General features: G+C 61.4%; 19 protein-coding genes. 13 read left to right on the forward strand and 6 right to left on the reverse strand.

Annotated elements, in window-relative coordinates; all coding sequences use genetic code 11:
- The first annotated feature begins 18 nt into the window (after positions 1-18).
- The 8 genes from J3P91_RS13910 to J3P91_RS13945 all read left to right on the forward strand — a co-directional run bounded on the left by J3P91_RS13910 (position 19) and on the right by J3P91_RS13945 (position 10,589).
- A complete protein-coding gene (locus J3P91_RS13910; RefSeq protein WP_434604940.1) occupies positions 19-1,293 on the forward strand; it encodes an NAD(P)/FAD-dependent oxidoreductase in 1,275 nt (424 codons plus the stop codon).
- Positions 1,294-1,376: 83 nt separating this feature from the next.
- The gene (locus J3P91_RS13915) at positions 1,377-3,023 is read left to right on the forward strand and encodes an ABC transporter substrate-binding protein (RefSeq protein WP_434604942.1); all 1,647 of its coding nucleotides are present in this window, start codon (positions 1,377-1,379) and stop codon (positions 3,021-3,023) included.
- Positions 3,024-3,062: 39 nt separating this feature from the next.
- Positions 3,063-4,019, forward strand: a complete 957-nt coding sequence (locus tag J3P91_RS13920; protein ID WP_434605134.1) for an ABC transporter permease — start codon at positions 3,063-3,065, stop codon at positions 4,017-4,019.
- Positions 4,016-4,891: an ABC transporter permease gene (locus J3P91_RS13925; protein ID WP_434568485.1), complete on the forward strand. Its 876-nt coding sequence runs from the start codon at positions 4,016-4,018 to the stop codon at positions 4,889-4,891. Before J3P91_RS13920 ends, J3P91_RS13925 begins: the two co-directional genes overlap by 4 nt.
- A 1-nt stretch (position 4,892) precedes the next feature.
- A complete protein-coding gene (locus tag J3P91_RS13930; RefSeq protein ID WP_434604944.1) occupies positions 4,893-6,734 on the forward strand; it encodes an ABC transporter ATP-binding protein in 1,842 nt (613 codons plus the stop codon).
- Positions 6,731-7,888: an acetylornithine deacetylase gene (argE, locus tag J3P91_RS13935; protein WP_434604945.1), complete on the forward strand. Its 1,158-nt coding sequence runs from the start codon at positions 6,731-6,733 to the stop codon at positions 7,886-7,888. Before J3P91_RS13930 ends, argE begins: the two co-directional genes overlap by 4 nt.
- 130 nt (positions 7,889-8,018) lie before the next feature.
- Positions 8,019-9,476, forward strand: a complete 1,458-nt coding sequence (locus J3P91_RS13940; protein WP_434604947.1) for an NAD-dependent succinate-semialdehyde dehydrogenase — start codon at positions 8,019-8,021, stop codon at positions 9,474-9,476.
- A 33-nt stretch (positions 9,477-9,509) separates the two neighbouring features.
- Positions 9,510-10,589: a tartrate dehydrogenase gene (locus J3P91_RS13945; protein WP_434604948.1), complete on the forward strand. Its 1,080-nt coding sequence runs from the start codon at positions 9,510-9,512 to the stop codon at positions 10,587-10,589.
- Between the two features lie 484 nt (positions 10,590-11,073).
- On the opposite strand, the gene J3P91_RS13950 is transcribed toward J3P91_RS13945, so the two are convergent.
- The 3 genes from J3P91_RS13950 to J3P91_RS13960 all read right to left on the reverse strand — a co-directional run bounded on the left by J3P91_RS13950 (position 11,074) and on the right by J3P91_RS13960 (position 13,840).
- Entirely contained in the window at positions 11,074-11,781 is a 708-nt protein-coding gene (locus J3P91_RS13950; protein WP_434604950.1) for a cupin domain-containing protein, read from the reverse strand.
- Positions 11,782-11,830: 49 nt separating this feature from the next.
- Positions 11,831-12,688: a GNAT family N-acetyltransferase gene (locus J3P91_RS13955; RefSeq protein ID WP_434604951.1), complete on the reverse strand. Its 858-nt coding sequence runs from the start codon at positions 12,686-12,688 to the stop codon at positions 11,831-11,833.
- Positions 12,689-12,913: 225 nt separating this feature from the next.
- Complete coding sequence (locus J3P91_RS13960; protein ID WP_434600724.1) at positions 12,914-13,840, reverse strand: 2-hydroxyacid dehydrogenase; 927 nt, start codon at positions 13,838-13,840, stop codon at positions 12,914-12,916.
- 286 nt (positions 13,841-14,126) lie between these two features.
- Between J3P91_RS13960 and gabT the strand changes: the two genes are divergently transcribed.
- The 3 genes from gabT to J3P91_RS13975 all read left to right on the forward strand — a co-directional run bounded on the left by gabT (position 14,127) and on the right by J3P91_RS13975 (position 16,698).
- Positions 14,127-15,419, forward strand: coding sequence for a 4-aminobutyrate--2-oxoglutarate transaminase (gene gabT / locus J3P91_RS13965; protein ID WP_434600725.1), 1,293 nt, complete (start codon positions 14,127-14,129; stop codon positions 15,417-15,419).
- An 87-nt stretch (positions 15,420-15,506) separates the two neighbouring features.
- A complete protein-coding gene (locus tag J3P91_RS13970; protein ID WP_434568476.1) occupies positions 15,507-16,163 on the forward strand; it encodes an HAD family hydrolase in 657 nt (218 codons plus the stop codon).
- A gap of 46 nt (positions 16,164-16,209) precedes the next feature.
- Positions 16,210-16,698, forward strand: coding sequence for an Lrp/AsnC family transcriptional regulator (locus J3P91_RS13975; RefSeq protein ID WP_008146530.1), 489 nt, complete (start codon positions 16,210-16,212; stop codon positions 16,696-16,698).
- A gap of 122 nt (positions 16,699-16,820) precedes the next feature.
- On the opposite strand, the gene J3P91_RS13980 is transcribed toward J3P91_RS13975, so the two are convergent.
- Positions 16,821-17,576 carry an SDR family NAD(P)-dependent oxidoreductase gene (locus J3P91_RS13980; protein WP_434600726.1) on the reverse strand — a complete coding sequence of 252 codons (756 nt, stop codon included), beginning with the start codon at positions 17,574-17,576 and terminating at the stop codon, positions 16,821-16,823.
- 202 nt (positions 17,577-17,778) lie between these two features.
- On the opposite strand from J3P91_RS13980, the gene J3P91_RS13985 reads away from it, so the two are divergent.
- The gene (locus tag J3P91_RS13985) at positions 17,779-18,693 is read left to right on the forward strand and encodes a LysR family transcriptional regulator (RefSeq protein ID WP_434600727.1); all 915 of its coding nucleotides are present in this window, start codon (positions 17,779-17,781) and stop codon (positions 18,691-18,693) included.
- A 48-nt stretch (positions 18,694-18,741) separates the two neighbouring features.
- Positions 18,742-19,173 (forward strand): DUF1810 domain-containing protein, encoded by a 432-nt coding sequence (locus J3P91_RS13990; protein ID WP_434600728.1) that lies wholly within the window; start codon positions 18,742-18,744, stop codon positions 19,171-19,173.
- 38 nt (positions 19,174-19,211) lie between these two features.
- Here J3P91_RS13990 and J3P91_RS13995 read toward each other — a convergent pair whose 3' ends face one another.
- Positions 19,212-20,435, reverse strand: coding sequence for an MFS transporter (locus J3P91_RS13995; RefSeq protein WP_434600729.1), 1,224 nt, complete (start codon positions 20,433-20,435; stop codon positions 19,212-19,214).
- Positions 20,436-20,483: 48 nt separating this feature from the next.
- A complete protein-coding gene (locus tag J3P91_RS14000; RefSeq protein WP_305501143.1) occupies positions 20,484-20,870 on the reverse strand; it encodes an ectoine synthase in 387 nt (128 codons plus the stop codon).
- Positions 20,871-20,873 lie beyond the last annotated feature (3 nt).

Below are 20,873 nucleotides of genomic sequence, written 5' to 3' on the forward strand. Positions count from 1 at the left end.
AGGCATAAGGGGTTAGACATGGGCAGTGAGTCTTATTGGCTCGATACCGCACCGGCATTTACCGGTGCCCAGCTCGGTGCGTTACCCGGGCAGGTCGATGTGGCTATCGTCGGTGGCGGTTTCACTGGCCTGGCCGCCGCCCGGTCCCTGGCCTTGAAGGGCGCCAATGTGGTGGTGCTGGAAGGCGGGCGGGTCATTGGCGAGGCTTCGGGGCGCAATGGCGGCCAGTGCAACACCGGCGTCGCCCAGGACTACGCGTCATTGAGTGCCAGCCTCGGCGCCGACAAGGCGCGCGCCTATTACCAGGCCTATGAGAGCGCGGTGCAGAGTGTCGTCTCGCTGGTGGAGCAAGAGCAGATTGCCTGCGACTTCAAGCGCAATGGCAAGCTCAAACTGGCGGCCAAGCCGCTGCACTACGAAGGGTTGGCACGCACTTGCGAATTGATCCGGCGCGAGGTCGATGCCGAGGTCGAGTTGCTGTCTGCGCAAGAAACCCGGGCTGAAGTGAACTCGGCCCAGTTCCATGGCGGCTTGCTGCAGCGTAACGGCGTGCAGATGCATGTCGGACGCTTCGGAGTAGGGTTGGCCGAAGCCGCCGCCCGTCACGGCGCGCTGATTTTCCAAGGCGTATCCGTAACCGACTGGAAAACCAGCGCCGGTGGCTATCGGGTCAATACCACCAAGGGTTCGCTACAGGCCACGCAGATCCTGCTGGCCACCGGCACCTGCCAGCAGGGTGGGTTGGGTTGGTATCGGCGGCGAATCGTGCCGGTGGGCAGTTTTGTGATCGCCACCGAGGTGTTGCCGCAGGCCTTGATCGACAGTTTGCTGCCGGCACACCGCTCCTATGTCACCAGCCGGATGATCGGCAACTACTTTCGGATCACGCCGGACAACCGCTTGCTGTTTGGCGGGCGGGCGCGGTTCGCCATGTCCGACAGTGTGTCCGATGCCAAGAGCGGCAAAGTCCTGCACGCGGCGATGGTGCAGATGTTTCCGCAGCTGGCCCACGTCAAGGTCGAGTATTGCTGGGGCGGATTGGTGGACATGACCTCCGATCGGCTGCCCCGGGCCGGCCAGCACGGCGGCGTCTATCACTCCATGGGCTACAGCGGCCATGGCGTGCAGATGTCGGTGCACATGGGCCAGGTCATGGCCGACGTCATGGCCGGCAAGGTCGAGGCCAACCCTTGGCGCGAACTCGACTGGCCGGCGATCCCCGGACATTTTGGCAAGCCCTGGTTCCTGCCGCTGGTAGGTGCGTATTACCGCCTTCAAGACTATTTGCACTGAGTGGCGAGGGACGCTTCAGGTTTCATCACATTGCGTATAGCGCGAGCAATCGAGCCTTATCATTTGCGAAAGGTAGAACCGACATGACTGACAAAAAAAACAGTATCGATACCCAGCTGATAACAGGTACGGAAAGTCTGCGCGTTTTCGAAGGGCTCAATCGCGGCCTGTCACGCCGCAATGCATTGCAGATGCTCGGGTTGGCCGGGGTGGCCGTGGCGGGCGCCGGCAGCCTGTTCGGCGCCGCCGGCAAGCTGTTCGCCGATGAGGAGGCCGCCAGCCCAGGCAAAGGCAAGCCTGGCGGGCGGATCCGCGTCGCCGGCTCGACCAGTTCCACCGCCGACACCCTGGACCCGGCCAAAGGTTCGTCGTCCACCGACTACGTACGCCATTACATGTTCTACAACGGGCTGACGCGCTTTGACAGCCACATGGTGCCGCAACTGGAACTGGCCGAGCGTATCGAGACCACGGACGCCACGCTCTGGGTGATCAGCCTGCGCAAGGAAGTGACCTTCCATAACGGCAAGGCATTGACCGCCGCCGACGTGGTGTTTTCGCTGTTGCGGCACAAGGACCCGATCACCGGCTCCAAGGTCCTGCCGCTGGCGTCGCAGTTCGCCGACGTCAAAGCCGTTGGCACCCATGAAGTGCAGATTCAGTTGAGCGGCCCCAACGCTGAACTGCCGTCGGTCCTTGCCGTCTCGCACATGTTGATCGTGCCGGAAGGCACCAGCGATTTCAGCCAGGGCATCGGTACCGGTCCGTTCAAGGTCAAGGAGTTCAAGCCCGGGGTGCGCTCCGTCGGCGTGCGCAACAGCAATTACTGGAAGCCCGGCCTGCCGTACCTGGACGAGATCGAATTCATCGGCATTGCCGACGAATCGTCACGGATCAACGCCCTGCTGTCAGGAGACGTGCACATCGTCAACGAGGTCAACCCGCGTTCGACGGCCCGCATCAAGGACAGCGCCCGGCATCGGGTCATCGACTCGCCGTCGGGCAACTACACTGACCTGATCATCCGTCAGGACCAGATGCCCGGCAAAAGCCCGGAGTTCACCCAGGCGATGAAGTTGCTGCTGGACCGGGAACAGATCAAGTCGGCGATCTTCCGTGGCTATGCGCGGGTCGGCAACGACCATCCGATCGCGCCCGGGGCACGCTTCTTCAACGCCGATTTGCCGCAACGGGCCTACGATCCCGAACAGGCCAAATCCCTGCTGAAGAAGGCCGGCATGGAAAGCATCAGCATGCCGCTGATGTGCTCGCCCGCGGCAACCGGTTCGGTGGACATCGCGGTGCTGCTGCAGCAGTCCGCCAAGGAGGCCGGGCTCAAGCTCAACGTCAACCGCCTGCCGAGCGATGGCTACTGGTCCAACCACTGGGCCAAGCACCCGCTGAGCTTTGGCAACATCAATCCGCGACCGAATGCCGACATGCTGTTCTCGCAGTTCTTCCAGTCGAGTGCGCCCTGGAACGAATCAGGCTGGAAAAACGAGCAGTTCGACCAATTGTTGATACAGGCCCGCGGTGAAACCGACGAGGCCAAGCGCGGCAAGATGTACGCCGACATGCAAGTGCTGGTGCATGAGCACGGAGGCATCGGCGTACCGGTGTTCATCAGCAACATCGACGGTGCCGACCAGCGTGTAAAAGGCTACGGCGCCAATCCCCTGGGCGGTTTCATGGGCTACATGTTCGCCGAGCAGATCTGGCTGGATGCCTGATGAAGGTCGGTTTGGGCCACATTGCACGAGGGTCGGATGATGAATAGCAACACACTGTGGTTGATCGGCCGCCGTCTGGGGGCGGCGATCGTGACCTTGTTGATTGTCTCCATGGTGGTGTTCGCCATCACGGCGGTGCTGCCGGGGGACGCGGCGCAGCAGGCGCTGGGACAGTTCGCCACGCCGGAACAGGTGGCGGCCCTGCGGACCAAAATGGGCCTGGACCAGCCCGGTGTGTTGCGTTACCTGAATTGGCTGACGAGCCTGCTCAGCGGTGACCTGGGGATGTCGATGTCCAACGCCACGCCGGTGATCGAGCTGATGGCCGGCCGGGTTCCCAACACCTTGATGCTCGCCGCTGCCACGGCCCTGGTGTCGGTGCCCGTGGCGTTGACCCTGGGTATCGGCTCGGCCATGGGCCGAGGCGGGCGCCTCGACAGCTTCCTGAGTTTTTTCACCTTGACCATGGTGGCCGTGCCGGAGTTTCTGGTCGCCACCTTGGCGGTGCTGATATTCGCCGTGAACCTGGGTTGGTTATCGGCGCTGTCCTACGCCAGTGACATCACGTCCCCCTGGCAATTCATGCGCACCTACGCATTGCCGGTGATGACGCTGTGCTGCGTGATTGTCGCGCAAATGTCACGCATGACCCGCGCAGCCGTGATCGATCAGCTCGACAGCCCTTACGTGGAAATGGCCCGGCTCAAGGGCGTGAGCAATATCCGTATCGTGCTCCGGCATGCCTTGCCCAATGCCATCGGCCCCATTGCCAATGCCATCGCCCTGAGCTTGTCCTACCTGTTGGGCGGGGTGGTGATCGTCGAAACGATCTTCAACTATCCCGGCATTGCCAGCCTGATGGTCGATGCCGTGACCAACCGCGACATGGCCCTGGTTCAAGCCTGCACCATGTTGTTCTGTACGGCGTACCTGGCGTTGGTGTTGATCGCCGACCTGTGCGCGATTCTTTCCAATCCGAGGCTGAGAAACCAATGAACAACCTCATTGTGAAATCGCCGACGGCGGCCGCTGCGCTGGGGTTGGGCAAAGACGCCCACGCAAAGTCCTGGCTTGGCCTGGCCGGCGCCGCGATGTGTGTGATCTGGTTGCTGGTGGCGATTTTCGGCCCGTGGCTGGCGCCGCATCCGGTGGGCGAAGTGGTCTCCGACAATGTCTTCGACAGCCTCAGCGCGACGTACCCGTTCGGCACCGATTACCTGGGCCGCGACATGCTCAGCCGGGTTCTTGTCGGAGCGCGTTTCACCGTCGGCCTGGCGTTGGTGGCCGCGGTGCTGTCGAGCACCCTGGGAACCAGTCTGGCGCTGTTGTCGGTGGTGTCGCCAAAGTGGCTGGATGAGCTGATCAGCCGCCTGATGGACGCGTTCATTTCGATCCCGAGCAAGATGCTGGCGCTGATCATGGTCTCGGCCTTCGGCTCCTCGGTCACCTTGCTGATCTGCACGGCGGTGTTGAGCTACACCCCCGGTGCCTTCCGCATCGCCCGCAGCATGGCGGTGAATATCGAAGCGCTGGAGTACGTGCAAGTGGCCCGTACCCGGGGTGAACGCCGGCTGTACATCGCCTGTGTGGAAATCCTGCCGAACATCCTCAATCCGGTGCTGGCGGACCTGGGCCTGCGTTTTGGTTTCATCGTGCTGCTGCTCAGTGGCATGAGTTTCCTCGGGCTGGGCGTGCAACCGCCGGATGCCGACCTTGGCTCGCTGGTGCGCGAGAACATCGGCGGCCTCAATCAGGGGGCGCCGGCCATCGTGATTCCTGCCCTGGCCATCGGCACCCTGACCATCGGCGTGAATCTGTTCATCGACCGGTTGTCGTCGCGACGTAGCCGACGTACGGGAGGTCATTGAAATGAGCGAATTGATTCGGGTACAGGACCTGCGCGTGGTCGCCTGCGGCGAGCGCGAGGAGGTGGACATCGTCAAGGGGGTCAGCTTCTCCCTGCAAAAAGGCGAAGTATTGGCGTTGATCGGTGAGTCCGGTTCCGGCAAGACCACCATTGCCCTGGCATTGCTCGGTTATGCCCGACGCGGTTGCCGGCTGGCGGGAGGCGTGGTGCAAATCGGCGAGGACGACATGCTGGCGTTGAGCGAGAGCCAGTTGCAGAAGTTGCGTGGCAACCGCGTGTCCTATATCGCCCAGAGCGCCGCAGCGGCGTTCAACCCGGCGAAAAAACTCATCGACCAGGTAGTGGAAGGCGCGCTGATTCATGGCCTGGGTAGCCGGGCGGTGCTTGAGGCGAAGGCCATCGAGCTGTTTCGTGACCTGGCCCTGCCAGACCCGGAGCGTATCGGCCAACGCTATCCTCATCAGGTGTCCGGCGGGCAGCTGCAACGGGTGATGGCGGCCATGGCGCTGATCAGCGATCCATTGCTGGTGGTGCTCGACGAGCCGACCACGGCCCTCGATGTAACGACCCAGATCGATGTGCTGCGGGCCTTCAAACGGGTTGTCCGCGAGCGTGGGGCCACGGCCGTCTATGTGTCCCACGACCTGGCGGTCGTGGCGCAGATGGCTGATCAGATCGTGGTGCTCAATGGCGGCGAGATCTTCGAACATAGCGCCACGGCACCTTTGCTCAAGGGCCCGGCCCACGAATACACCCGCAGCCTGTTGGCGGCGGCGCGGCCGGACACGACGATCCGTCCGCCCAGCGACATTGCACAGGACACGCCGTTGCTAACCATCCAGGGGCTGACCGCCGGCTACGGCAACAAGAATGCCCAGGGCATGCCAGCGATTCGCGTGCTGGAAGGCATCGATCTGACGGTTCGCCGGGGCCAGGCCATCGGCGTCATTGGTGAGTCGGGCTCGGGCAAATCGACCCTCGCACGGGTGGTCGCCGGATTGTTGCAGCCGGCCCTCGGCGCGTTGACCTTCGATGGCCAACCCTTGGGCGGCAGCCTGTCGTCGCGCACCCACGAGCAATTCCGACGCATACAGATGGTCTTCCAGAATGCCGACACCGCACTCAATCCGATGCACAGCGTCAGCACGATCCTGAGCCGCCCGCTGAAGATGTATTTCGGCCTCAAGGGCGCGGCGCTGCGCGAGCGTATCGGCGAGCTGCTGGACCTGGTGCGTTTGCCCCGGACGATGGCGGACCGGCGCCCGAACGAACTGTCCGGCGGACAGAAGCAACGGATCAACCTGGCCCGGGCCCTGGCGGCCAAGCCAGACCTGATTCTCTGTGACGAGGTGACCTCGGCGCTGGATACCGTGGTCGGTGCGGCAATTCTCGAACTGCTGCGCGATCTGCGCCAGGAGCTGGGAGTGTCCTATCTGTTCATCAGCCACGACATCTCCACCGTGCGCGCCTTGTGTGACGACATCGTGGTGATGTACAGCGGGCACAAGGTCCAGGCCGGTACGCGTCAATCCTATGCCGAGGCTCCGTTCCATCCGTATACCGATCTGTTGATCCACTCCGTACCGGAACTGCGCCAGGGCTGGCTGGAAAGCTGCGGGGCAACGACCTGCCAGACGCTGCCGCCGATTGGCCCGAAAGCCGCTGTGCCAGGGCTGTGCACCTTCCTCAGTCGCTGCCCGGTGCGGGTCGACGGGCTGTGCAACCGCGTCGCGCCGGACCGACGGATGTTAGTCGGTGGCAGCGAAATCCTTTGCCACCACGACAGCGCCGAACTGATGAAAACCCAGCAACCGAACACTCCGACCGTGGCGGCGTACGCATGAAATCCCGTGTATTGGAGATTCTCAAACGGCTGATGGCCTTCGACACCGTCTCTTCGGAATCGAATATGGCCTTGATCGAATACGTGCGCGATCTGCTCATGACCAAGGGCATCGAGTCCTTGATCGTGCGGGACGACAGCGGCAACAAAGCCAACCTGTTTGCCAGTACCGGTCCAAGGGATGTGCCGGGGATCCTGCTGTCGGGTCATACCGACGTGGTGCCGGCGGCGGGGCAGGCCTGGACCTTCCCGGCATTTGCGGCGACGGTGCGGGACGGACGGATTTATGGCCGCGGCAGTTGCGATATGAAGGGCTTTATCGCCCTGGCAATCGACGCCATGCTCGATGCCGCCGAGCAGCCATTGAGCAGGCCGCTGCAGTTGGCGCTGTCCCATGACGAGGAGATCGGCTGCGTGGGGGTACGGCGTTTGCTGGATGTGCTGCACCTGGCACCGGTCCGGCCGTTTCTGTGCGTCATCGGCGAGCCGACCCATATGCAGTTCGTTCTCGGACACAAGGGCAAGGGTTCCTACCGTACGTACTGTCGTGGGCTGGAGGCGCACTCATCATTGGCGCCACGCTCGGTTAATGCGATTCATGTGGCCTGCGATTTCATCGCCGCGCTGCGCCTGAGCCAACAGGAGTTGCAAGAGCAGGGTGCCCGGGATACCGATTACGATGTGCCCTACAGCACGGTGCATGTCGGGCAGATTGTCGGCGGCAAGGCGCTGAACATCGTGCCCAACCTGTGCACCCTTGATTTCGAAGTGCGTAACTTGCCGGCGGACAACCTGGACGGCTTCCTCGAGCAGATGCGCGAACGGGCCGAATTGATCGTGCGCGAGGCGCAAAAGCTCTCCAGCGTGGCTGCGATTGAAATCGAGACCCTGAACGTCTACCCGGGTCTCGACACCCACCCGAGCGTCGAAGCGGTACGGTTCCTGAAAAACTTTGCCGCCCCGGACACTGGCACCGCGAAAGTCTCGTTCGGCACCGAGGGCGGGTTATTCAAGCAACGCCTGGATGTGCCAGTGGTGGTTTGCGGCCCGGGTTCGATCGAACAGGCGCACAAGCCTGACGAGTTCATCGAGATCAGCCAGATGGAGGCGGGCGAGTGCTTTCTGCAAGGGTTGCTGGGCTCGATGCGCATTTGATCGTGCAACAGTAAAGCCTGCCGTCGAAGGCTGATTTTCAGCATTCAAGGCTGTAGGGCCGGCGTTTTCAGCATCCTCGTTCAGGGCGACTCAATAGACTGAAGGCTGTCTCAGAACAGGACCCGACGTCATGCTCAAGAATCGCCTGAAAGACCCCAGCCTGCTGGTAGAACTCGCTTACATCGACGGCCAGTGGGTCGGCGCCGACAACGCCGCCACCCTGGACGTGATCAACCCGGCCACCGGCGAGGTGCTTGCCCGGGTACCGGCGATACACGGCAGCGAAACCCGGCGCGCCATCGAAGCTGCCGACCGTGCCTGGCCGGCCTGGCGTGCACGTCCGGCGGCGGAACGGGCGGCGCTGCTCGATCGCTGGTACCAGGCGATGATCGACAACCTCGACGACCTGGCGTTGATCCTCACCCTTGAGCAGGGCAAGCCGCTGGCGGAAGCCAAGGGCGAGATCCGCTACGGTGCCAGCTTCGTCAAGTGGTTCGCCGAAGAAGCCCGACGGATCTATGGCGAAACCATCCCGGCCCCCAGCGGTGATCGGCGCTTGATGACCCTCAAACAGCCGGTGGGCGTTTGCGCCGCGATCACGCCGTGGAATTTCCCCAATGCGATGATCACCCGCAAGTGCGCACCGGCCCTGGCCGCGGGCTGCACGATCGTGGTCAAGCCGTCGGACCAGACCCCGCTGTCGGCCCTGGCCCTGGCGGTGCTGGCCGAGCGGGTCGGGATTCCGGCCGGGGTGTTCAACGTCGTGACCGGCATGCCCGCCGGCATTGGTGAGGAACTGACCGGCAACCCGACGGTGCGCAAGCTTTCCTTCACCGGCTCCACCGCTGTCGGACGTCTGCTGATGCGTCAGAGCTCGGAACACATCAAGCGCTTGAGCCTGGAGCTGGGCGGTAACGCTCCGTTCATCGTGTTTGACGACGCGGACCTGGAGCAAGCCGTGACCGGCATCATGCTCAGCAAATTCCGCAACGCCGGGCAGACCTGCGTCTGCGCCAACCGCATTCTGGTGCAGGATGGGATTTACGAGCGCTTCGCCCAGCGCCTGGTGGAGGAGGTGGGCAAGCTCAAGGTTGGCGACGGCCTCGAGGCCGAGGTGAACATCGGTCCGCTGATCAACGCGGCGGCGGTCAGCAAGGTCGCTCGACACATCGACGAGGCGTTGAGCCAGGGCGCTCGCCTGCTCTGTGGCGAAATCCCCGCGGGCGACAGCCGGTTCGTCCAGCCGACGGTGCTCGGGGAGACGCATGCCGGGATGCTGCTGGCCAACGAAGAAACCTTCGGTCCGGTTGCTCCGCTGATGCGCTTCAGCACGGAAGAAGAGGCGCTGGCCTTGGCCAACGCTACGCCCTATGGCTTGGCGGCATATTTTTTCACCCAGGATCTGCGCCGCTCATGGCGGTTCGGCGAAGCCCTGGAGTTCGGCATGGTTGGCCTCAATACCGGGCTCATTTCCATGGACGTCGCGCCCTTCGGCGGCATCAAGCAATCGGGCCTTGGGCGTGAAGGCAGCAAGTATGGCCTGGATGAATTTCTTGAAGTCAAAGCCTTCCACGTCGGCGGGTTGTGATGCGGTCAGCGATTTGAAGAGGAGGCACGGTTGATGAGCAAACCATTCAGAATCGCCGCGATTGCTGGCGACGGTATTGGTAAGGAAGTCTTGCCGGAGGGGCTGCGGGTACTGGAGCAGGCGGCGAAGAAATGGCAATTGGATCTGAGCACCGAAGTGCTCGACTGGGCCCACTGCGATTACTACCTGGAACACGGGCAGATGATGCCCGCCGACTGGTTTGAACAGCTCAAGGGCTTCGATGCGATTTACTTTGGCGCCGTGGGCTGGCCGGACAAGGTGCCGGATCACATTTCCCTGTGGGGTTCGCTGCTGAAGTTTCGCCGGGACTTCGATCAGTACGTGAACATCCGTCCGGTGCGGCTGTTTCCCGGCGTGCCGTGTCCGTTGGCCGGACGCGAAGCCGGGGACATCGACTTCGTGGTGATTCGCGAAAACACCGAGGGCGAGTATTCCTCGGTCGGCGGCAAGATGTTCGAAGGCACCGAGCACGAGTTCGTGCTGCAGGAGTCGGTATTCACCCGACGCGGTGTGGACCGGATTCTCAAGTTCGCCTTCGACCTGGCCCAGACCCGGCCGCGCAAACGCCTGACGGCGGCGACCAAGTCCAACGGCATTTCCATCAGCATGCCGTACTGGGACGAACGCACGGCGCTTATGGCGCAGCAGTACCCGGACGTCACCTGGGACAAGCAACACATCGATATCCTCTGTGCGCGCTTTGTGCTTCAGCCAGACCGTTTCGATGTGGTCGTGGCGTCGAATCTGTTCGGTGACATCCTGTCCGACCTTGGACCTGCCTGCGCCGGCACCATCGGCATCGCCCCTTCGGCCAACCTTGATCCACAGCGACGATTTCCCTCGTTGTTCGAACCGGTCCATGGCTCGGCACCAGATATCTATGGACGGAATATCGCCAACCCGATTGCGATGATCTGGTCCGGTGCCTTGATGCTCGACTTCCTGGGTAATGGCGATGAACGCTATCGCGCGGCCCATGACGGAATTCTCAGGGCCATCGAGCGGGTTATTGCAGCGGGGCCGATTACGCCTGATCTTGGGGGGCAGGCGTCGACTCAGGAGGTTGGTCTGGCTATTGCGGAGGCGCTCTGAACTGGAAGTTGTGCTCCGGCCCTGCTCCGACACAACTGTGGGAGCGAGCTTGCTCGCGATGGCGGTGTATCAGCCAATGAAGATATTGGATGTGCTGGCCCTTTCGCGAGCAAGCTCGCTCCCACAGGGTTCCTCGGTATGCCATGAGACCTGCATCTGCCGATGATCCAGTGTGAGAGCGAGCCTGCTCGCGAAGGCGGTGTGTCAGTCAATGAAGATATTGGATGTGCCGGCCCTTTCGCGAGCAGGCTCGCTCCCACAGGGTTCCTCGGTATGCCGTGAAACCTGCGTTTGCCCGCCGATCCAATGTGGGAGCGAGCTTGCTCGCGATGGCGGTGTATCAGCCAATGAAGATATTGATGTGCTGGCCCTTTCGCGAGCAGGCTCGCTCCCACAGGGGGGGCTCGGTATGCCGTGAAACCTGCGTTTGCCGCCGATCCAATGTGGGAGCGAGCTTGCTCGCGAAGGCGGTGTGTCAGTCAATTTACTTACAGACGTAAAACTTGCGCACATAGACGCTGCTCTTCCAGGCGCAAGGAGCCCCCTTGGGCACAAACACCGTATCGCCAGTATTCACCGCCAGCGCCGTCCCATCGCCGAGCTGGAGAATGATGCTGCCCTCGATCAGGTGCATCAGTTCGTGCATCGTGTGTGGCCTTGCCCTGCGGTTATAGGGCGTCGAATCCCAGACGCCGATGCGCAGGTTTGTCGTGTCCTCGACGAACAGATTGTTCGAGCGACATTGCGGGGTGGGGCTCAGCAGGAACTCTTCACTCGGTGGCATCGAGGGCGCTAGGAGGGTGTGCTTGGGGAGAGCGGTCACTCCGACGTTGCCCGCTTCAACAGGCTGGGTATCGGCGCAGAATGCCCAGAGCGAGCCAGGTTGCGCCTCGATCCGAATCGATGTGCCGCGGGCAATTACCGCGCTGTCACCCGGACCAAGTTGCAGCGAGTGTTCCTCGCTTTGCAGAATGACTTGTCCGGCGTGGACCACGATCGTTTCACTGTAGGGATATGCATCGACGCTGAACTGTCCGCTCGCCTGGACGATACCGGCAGCAATGTCTTGGGTCCCGAGATAGGCAATCTGCCTGTCGAACGGATCGTTGGCTCCCAATGAGCCGCCGGTGAATGCGGTTGACGCGGGAGTGCCGTTGGCGTGGGCCAACAGCACGGCAGTGGGCTCTAGCATGAGGGTGTTTCTCCGGGAAAGTAGGGGATGTAGCGGTGATGCAGGGGCGTCAGCCGATGGCCTGGCTCACCAGCGCAAACTGCTTTACGCCGCCCCTGGCCTGGGGCGGGGAACCACGGACCATCTGGGCGACGGTGTCGACCTGCTTCAGCCCGGCTTCTTCCAGCCAGGGACCCAGGCCGCTGTCGGACGGTACATCCATGCGGACGAAAGCATCCGGCACTTGAGCCAACAGCACCGCGATCAAGTGCTTGGCCTGCTGTGGATTTTCTGCAACGACCGGGCCGATGTAACGACCACGACCGAATGGACGCAGGATGGCGAACCCACGCAGTTGCCCATCGCGCTCGATGCCCACGACGTCTTCGACACTGTCGAACAGATCATTGAGCACGGCGTGCCTGTCCAGGCCGCTGCCGGCGTTGGCGAGTTCGATCACGTTGTTTCGATCCGCTTCGGTCAGGCGGCGCAGGCGCTCACCGGATGGCAGGTCCTTGGGGGCCGGAGGCGATACGTTCCCCTGATGTTGTTGGATATGACCAAAGTCAACGAATCCCTGGCTGGCATAAAGAGGCGCGCCGGCCAGCGTCGCGTTGAGCATGGCGGTCTGTGTTCCACACGCTTGGAGTGCCAGTTCCATCAGTTTGCGACCGATGCCCTGGCCCTGGTATTCGTCACTGACAATCACCAGGCCGATCGTGGCGTAATCACCCTGCGGGCAGGTGAACGCGGTGCCGATCAGGCGGCCGTGGTCCTCGGCGACAAAACCCTGCGAGACGCGCTGCAGCATGGCCCAGTCCTCCAGGCGATGGGGCCACTTCAACTGCACGGATAAGGCATGGGCCGCTGCCACATCGGCAGCGGTCATGGGGCGATAGGCATACGTCGGGCGTTGCGAACTGGACATTAACATCTCCGTATTCAAGGGAGCGTGACCGGGCGGATTTCTCCGCCGAAAGGATTGATATCTCACCTGCCGCCAGACCTGACAAGAGGCGCAGATTGATTCGGTAGATTGCATCAGTTGCGGCTTCACGCACCGCAGTTATTGCTCAAATCGACAGCAGGCTCAGCAGCAAATATCAGCGGATTTTTCGCCGGTGCTTTTTGTAGCTGTGTGAGCACGCACCGCTCAATAACATCGCTGGCGGTCAATCTGGCCGAGCATCGGTTCACCGTGCTGATGCCGACGGATGTTGTCCAGCAACACGCCGAAGGCACTTTCGGGTTGAGTCATCGCCGCGATATGCGGCGTCAGCAGTATCTGCGGATGCTGCCAGAACGGGTGATCCGGCGCTGCCGGCTCCTGTTGCAAGACGTCAAGCACCGCCGCGCTGAGTTGGCCGCTGGCCAGGGCCTCGAGCAGATCCTCTTCTATCAGGTGGCCACCACGGCCCATGTTGACCAGGGCAGCACCCTCGGGCAGATGTCTGAATAATTGACGGCTGAGAATCCCTTGGGTCTGCTCGGTCAATGGCAAGACGCAAATCACGATGTCGCATTGGCCGAGGAAGGCCGGGAGCTGTTCGTCACCGGCAAAGCAATTCACCCCGGCGATGTGATGCTCGCTGCGTGCCCAACCTGACAAGGCGAAGCCAAAGGTCTGCAAGGTGGCCAGAATCTGCCGGGCCTGCATGCCGAGCCCCATGACCCCGACCCGACGCTGGGCCGCCGGTTGCAGCAAGTGCGCCTGCCAGCACCGGGCAATCTGTTGCTGGCGATAACGGAGCATATCCCGGTGCAGGCTGAGCACGGCGAAGCTGGCGTATTCGCACATGCCCCGGGTGATGCCGGGATCGAGGAGACGGACCACCGGCAGGGAGGCGGGCAAGCGATCAAGATCAAGCTGATCGACCCCGGCCGACAAAGCGAACAGCACTTGCAGGTTCGGCAAGAGTGTTTCGAGGTCATCCGGCGCCTGCCAGGCGGCGAGGAAATGAATGTCCCTCGGGTCGCCGATGTCCGGCCAGGCGCGCCATTCGATGTCCGGAGCGTGCTCGGCGAATAGACGCTTCCATTGTTCACCGCGCACCGGGTCGGCTTTATACAACAGGGCCATGGGTCACTTCTCGTACAAGATAGGGAACATCCAGCATGCCCGAGTGGCAAAGCAGGATGTATCGAAACAACCTGCATAATCACCGGACACTGCTTTGTACAGGGCCTCTGCCGGCAGATTCCATGGGGCTGGAGTCGGCTGAAGGATTCTGCTGTTTGCCGGGGTGAAAACAGTCGATCCGAATTTCCCAGAGGCCAAGTTCGGCTTAGACAATTGTGTCGAACGCTTAACCTGTGGAACACATCGCAGCCGTTTCCCGGTTGCCTGGTTCACTGTGGGAGATGCCATGAACAGTAAAGTCGAAGAAACCCCGAGCCTGCTCCTCCAACGCGATCAATTCGTGCCACGAGGGTTGGTCACCGCGCATCCGCTGGTCATCGACCGGGCCCAGGGGGCAGAGGTGTGGGACGTGGATGGGGCGCGTTATCTGGACTTCGTCGGCGGCATCGGCGTGTTGAACATCGGTCATAATCACCCGAAGGTGATCGCGGCGGTGCAGGCTCAATTGAAGAAGGTCAGCCACGCGTGTTTCCAAGTGGTGGCCTACAAACCGTATATCGATCTGGTCAAGCGCCTGTGTGCCTTGGTGGGTGGGCAGCAAGCCTGCAAGGCGGCGCTGTTCACTTCCGGCGCGGAAGCAGTGGAGAACGCGGTGAAGATCGCCCGCGCGCATACCAATCGTCCCGCCGTCATTGCCTTCCGGGGCGGTTTCCATGGGCGTACTTTACTGGGTACGACGCTGACGGGCATGAGCCAGCCCTACAAGCAGAACTTCGGACCTCTGGCGCCGGAGGTCTACCATACGCCATACCCGAATGCCTATCGCGGTTTCAGCAGTGATATGGCGTTGCAGGCAGTCAACGAATTGCTGGCGACCCAAGTCGCTCCGGATCGGGTCGCGGCGATTATCATCGAGCCGGTGCAGGGCGATGGAGGCTTCCTCAGCGCGCCACCAGAATTTCTCCAGGCGCTGCGAGCCCTGACCGAGCAGCACGGCATCGTGCTCATCCTCGATGAAATCCAGACCGGCTTCGGTCGTACCGGCAAATGGTTCGGTTTTCAGCACGCCGGCATCCAGCCGGACCTGGTCACCGTCGCCAAGAGCCTGGCCGGTGGCCTGCCCATCTCGGGCGTGGTGGGGCGCGCGGACATCATGGACGCGCCACTGCCCGGTGGCCTTGGCGGCACCTACGGCGGTAACGCCCTGGCGTGTGCCGCGGCATTGGCGGTGATCGAGGCTTATGAGCAGGAGCATCTGCTCGAACGTGGCCAGGTCCTGGGGGAGCGGCTGCGCCAGGGCCTGCTGCGCTTGCAGGCCCGCCACCCGCGCATCGGTGATGTGCGCGGCACCGGCTTCATGCTGGCAATCGAATTGATCAAGGACGATCAGGCCCGCAGCCCGGATGCCGAGCTCACCCAGCGCCTGATCGATCAGACAAGGATTGGCGGGCTGCTGGTGATCAAATGCGGGGTGTACCGAAATGTCCTGCGCTTCCTCGCTCCCCTGGTCACCGAAGAAAGTCAGATCGACGAAGCACTGGCCATTCTTGAAGCCGCATTGCAGCGGGTAATGGATTAATCTCAGGTCTCGGTCGGCAAGTTGGCGATTTTGTCGACCGAGGCAGCCAGGCATAAGGATTGATAAACGCACCATGGGAGGCGACACATGCACCTGACTGATTATCGTGCGCTGCTGATCGATTGCGACGAAGTCCTGGTCGATCGGGATTCCGGTGTCTGGACGGCCCTGCAACCCTTGCTCGAAAACCGTCCGGGCATGCCCGGCAAGGAGCAGGTATTGGCGGAATTCGACGAGGCGGTACGCGGGCTCTATCCACGTTTTTCCGATCTCGGCTTCAGCGGCTTGTTGTGTTTTGCCCATCGCCAGTTGGCGGAGCGCCTGGGGCTCAAGGTCAGTTGGGAAGAGGGCATGAGCTTTGCCCGTTCGGCCTGCAACTGGTCGCTGTTCGAGGACGCACCAGGTGCCATGTTGTATTTGCGCAAATTCTACCGGTTATTGGTTTACTGCGATCGTGATGCCGAGGATCGCGACCAGCTCTGCGAGCGCTTGGGAATTCCACCCGAGGACCTGCATTCGCGAGCCAGCAATCCACTGGAGGATGAGGCATGGTTGCTGCAGAACCAACTCGAGCCTGCAACGATCATGCAAGTGTCCAGACCGCCCGCACAACCGCCAAAATCGGCTGGCCTGTGCCTGATCCGCCGTGGCCATGAGCCTGAAAATCAAGAATATTCCGCCGATTTCTACATCACCAGCATGGCCGACCTCGTCGCTCAGCATCAGCTATCTTTGCGCCGTTGAATTTGCTAAAACCACTGTCAGCCTGAAGACGACCGAGGGGTACCCGATGGAAGGTTTAATAAAACTAGACCGAATTGATATCAGTATCCTTGTTGAACTTCAAAAGGACGGTCGGATGACCAATGTCAGCCTCGCCGATGCCGTGGGACTGTCCTCCAGCCCTTGTCTGCAGCGGGTCAAGCGCCTCGAATCAGCCGGTTATATTTCCGGGTACAGGGCGCATCTGAACCTCGCAAAGATCACCGACTCGGTTACGGTATTTACCGAAATCACCCTCAGCGACCATAAACGGGAAGACTTCGCGAAGTTTGAATCGAATATTCGTCTGGTCGACGAAGTACTTGAGTGCCACTTGATCAGCGGCGGTTACGATTATCTGGTGCGCTTCATGACGTGCAGCATCCAGCATTATCAGGAAGTGATCGAAGGGTTGCTGGACAAGAACATCGGTATCTCCAAATACTTCAGTTACATCGTCATCAAATCGCCGGTGCTCAAGGATGGAGTGCCGTTGCGCCGACTACTGCGCCATTGAGCCCACCGCTGACCCCGTGGGAGCGAGCCTGCTCGCGAAGAGGCCAGTGCATTCAACCTCTCCATCGGCTGCGATAACGCTATCGCGAGCAGGCTCGCTCCCACACTGGATTTTCTACAAAGTCAGATTGTCTGCCCGCCGGAAACTTCGATGCGCTGCCCGGTAACCCACCGGTTGTCCTCCGCCAGCAGGCTCGCAACCATTGGCCCGATGTCGTCCGGGACGCCCACCCGGCCAAGGGCAGTCATGCCAGCAAATTGCGCATTCAGATCCGGCATGTCGCGCACTGCGCCGCCCAGGAAGTCCGTCGCAATCGCGCCAGGGGCCACTGTATTTACCGTGACTCCACGGCCGCCCAGCTCTCTGGCCATATAGACCGTGAGGGTTTCGATCGCGCCTTTAGCGGCGGCATACGCTGAGAAACCGGGAAAGGAAACACGCGTCAGCCCGGATGAATAGTTGACGATGCGACCGCCATCGATGATCAGTGGCAAGAGCGCCTGCGTCAGGAAAAAAACACCTTTGACGTGCACATTGAACAGCTCATCGAACTGCTCTTCGGTGGTCTCGGCAAACGCCGCCATCGCGCCGTGACCCGCGTTGTTGAGGAGGAAGTCGAAGTCGGCTCGACCCCAGCCTCGCTGGAGGGCGCCGGAAAGCGTAGCGACGAATGTGCCGAAGCTGGAGACGTCACTCACATCGAGTTTCAACGCAACGGCTTTGCGCCCGAGCCGTTCGATTTCCCCGACCACATCACGGGCCTGGGCCTCGCCGTTACGATAAGTGAGGATGACGTCGTTGCCCTTTTCGGCGATGGCAATAGCGGCATTGCGGCCCAGGCCACGGTTGGCGCCGGTAATGAGCGCAATCTTGTTCATTGGAAATACCTCTTGGTGAGTTGGAATAACCTGCGATTTCGCTAGCGGCTTTTTGTCGATAGCCGATAAGCATGGCAAAGCACGGCGATGAGCTTGCCCCGCGCTAAGGAATTCTGTTATCAGTCGGGCAGAATGTAGGCAAATCGCAGCTGCTTTAAAAAGACTTTGTATGCACGAACCCATGCCTTAGAGGTATCGCTTGATGGAGCTGCGTCACCTTCGTTACTTCGTTGCCGTTGCCGAAGAGGGCAACCTGACCTCTGCCGCGACCCGACGACTTCATACCGCGCAACCATCCCTCAGCCGCCAGCTGCGCGATCTGGAGTTGGAGGTTGGCGCGCAGCTGTTTGTCCGCAAGGCCAGGGGCATCGAACTGACGCCGGCCGGAATAGCGTTCCTGGATCAGGCCAGGCTTGCGCTCAGTCATGCTGAAGAAGCCGTGGCGGCGGCTCGGCGAGCGGCAAGGCCGGCGAAGAAGGTGTTCTCGGTGGGTTTCCTGACGGGGCAGGAGGTGGACTGGCTGCCCAGCGTGACGCGTTTGCTTCGGCATGAGCTGCCCAACATGGAATTCAAGGTCATCAGCTTGCAATCGCCCTCGCTGGCCGACGCTATTCAACGCGGCGACGTCGACCTGGGCTTTCTGCGCGTGGAGCCGCGGCCGGATGTCAGTTATGAGGTTGTCGCGAAAGAGCCATTGCTGGTCATCATGCCGAACGACCATCGCCTGGCCTCGATGGGTGATATCGATCCTGCCGAGTTGGCCTGCGAGACGTTCATCGGCTGTTCGGAGATTCCCCATGTACTACGCGATGTCATCGCGCAGTATTTCGCCAGTTGCAACGTGCAGGTCAACGCATCCTACTGGCTGGACGACTACGGCACCGGGATCTCCCTGATCAGCTCCACGCGGGGCGTTGCCATCCTGCCAGCCTACGTGGAGCCGCTGCTGCCGTGGACGATCGTCAGCAGGCCGCTCAAGGGAACACGACCTACCATTGATCTGGCGGTGGGTTATCGGACCGACAATCCGTCACCTATTCTTAAAATGTTCCTTGAGAACATCGATCAGATAAAAGACGCAGGGCCGCTGGGCAATCGGCGCAGGACGGACAACTAGCGGCGAAGCCCGGAGTGCCCAGGTGCTTACGGTTGAAGAGAGGGGATCATGCAAGACATCTACCACCTGTCTCGCTTCGTCGAGGCCCAGAACCCGGTGTTCGATCGAGTCATGGACGAGTTACGCGCAGGCCGCAAGACGAGCCACTGGATGTGGTTCATCTTCCCTCAGTTGCAGGGCCTCGGGCGTTCCGAAATGGCCGCGCGCTTCGCCATCTCCGGCATTGCCGAGGCCCGTGCTTACGTTCAGCACGACGTGCTCGGCCCGCGACTGGAGGGTTGTGTGGAAACAGTTCTGCTGCATCACGGGAAGAGTGCCGGGCAGATCTTTGGCTCGCCCGACGACCTCAAGTTTCGTTCCTGTCTGACGTTGTTCAGGAGCGTCCAACCGGGATCTTCCCTATACCAACAGGCGCTTGACCGGTTTTATTCGGGCGAGCCGGATCGCAAGACACTGCTACTGCTTGAGCAACCGAGTTGACGTGGCGAGACGACCCGCCGCCGGCTGGCCAGCCATTTTCACTTGCCGACTTCCTGCTCCGCCAGTATCGAGGCGGTGAGGGGGCTTCGGGCCTTTGCAAACCACCACCACGCCGCGGCTCCCAGGAGCGTGGCCAGCACGGCCAGGATCAGGATCACCGGTTGCGTACCCAAGGGCGCCGCCAGCACTGCTACCAACAAGCCGGCCAACGGCTGCGAGAGGTTGTTGAGCAAAGTGATCACGCCCACCGTCTTACCGAAGTCCTTGGGCGGAATCACCTGTTGCCGGATCGTGCGCATGTAGACGTTGAACATCTTGTCGAAGCCGACGATCAACAGGAAGCCCACGACGTAGCCGACCAGGTTCGGGCTCAGGGCACTGATGAAGCCTCCCGCGGCGATCATCGAATAGCCGACGCCTCCCGAGACGCGCAGAGGCAGGGCGACCCGGGCGAGAAAGAACAGGATCACGATCGTTGTCACCGCGCCAGCCGCCTGCAGGCCCGCGTAGTCGTCCTTGCCGGCGCTGTACTCGCCAAGCACCATGGCCGCCGAGGTGGCCAAGGTGACACCCACGACCAGGTTGACGCCTACCGCCAGGGTGATGATTTTCTTCAGCTCCGCCAGGTCACGGATATGCCCGAAGGCAATCCGCAGCGGCTGCAACCAGATGTCCTGATGCTGCTCGAAAACCTCCAGCGTGATACGGCTGAGGCGTTGCCAGACCAGCATGCTCAGATCGGCCAGCAGGAACAACCCGGCGATCCACAGCACCACCCAATGCCAGGCCCACACTTCCAGCATCAGGGCCGCCACCAATGGCCCGAGCACCAGCCCGGTCTGGTCGGCGATCTGCGAGTAAGACAAGGTCTTGGTGTAGCTGTAGTGCTGGAAGATGTGCGGCATCAGCACTTCACGCGCCATGATGCCTTGCGTTGTCAGCACCCCGCACACCGCTGACAGCACGACGACCCAGGCGATGCCACCAAAGACCCCATGCAGCGCCATCGCCAGGACACACAGCAGGGCCCGGTAGACCTGGCTGATGTGCAGAATCCTGATGGGCGAATACTTGTCGCACAGGGCGCCACACAACGGAAACGCCAGGAATCGCGGCAGCGACTCGACGAAAAACGCCAGCCCGGCCCAGGACGCGCTGTTGGTCGTCTGGAACACTACCAGCGGTACGATGAACAGCAGGATCTGATCCGCCAGCCGCGACAGAAACAACGAAATGAAAAAAGCGAGGTAATCCTTACGCATGGATACCTCCTGCGGATAAGCGACGGGGCGTGGCAGCGCAGAAAATCATCAGTAGGCCGACCCTGAACTGTCGTTGAGGTTGTGTCGTTCGTCACCACGCAGTGGCGGATTGAAGACGCTGACCAGGATCAGGTCCTGGTCCTTGCCACCGCGCAGGAAATGCCGGTCATGCTGATCGAGCACGTAGACATCGCCAGGCCGGATCGCAAAGACATTGCCGTGCATGTCTTCGACTTCACCTTCTCCGGCAATGCAATAACAGGCCTCCAGATGATTGCGGTATTGCAACAGCGACTCTGTACCTGCACGCACGACGGTATGGCATAGCGTAAAGCCCATGGCGTCACGTTCAGTGAGCAAGCGATGACTCGTGCCGGCACCCCACTCGACGAAGTAAGGGGTTTTCTCGACCTCGGATATGTTGCGAATGAACATGGG

The organism is Pseudomonas sp. Z4-7, from assembly GCF_051131965.1.
Lineage (GTDB): Bacteria > Pseudomonadota > Gammaproteobacteria > Pseudomonadales > Pseudomonadaceae > Aquipseudomonas.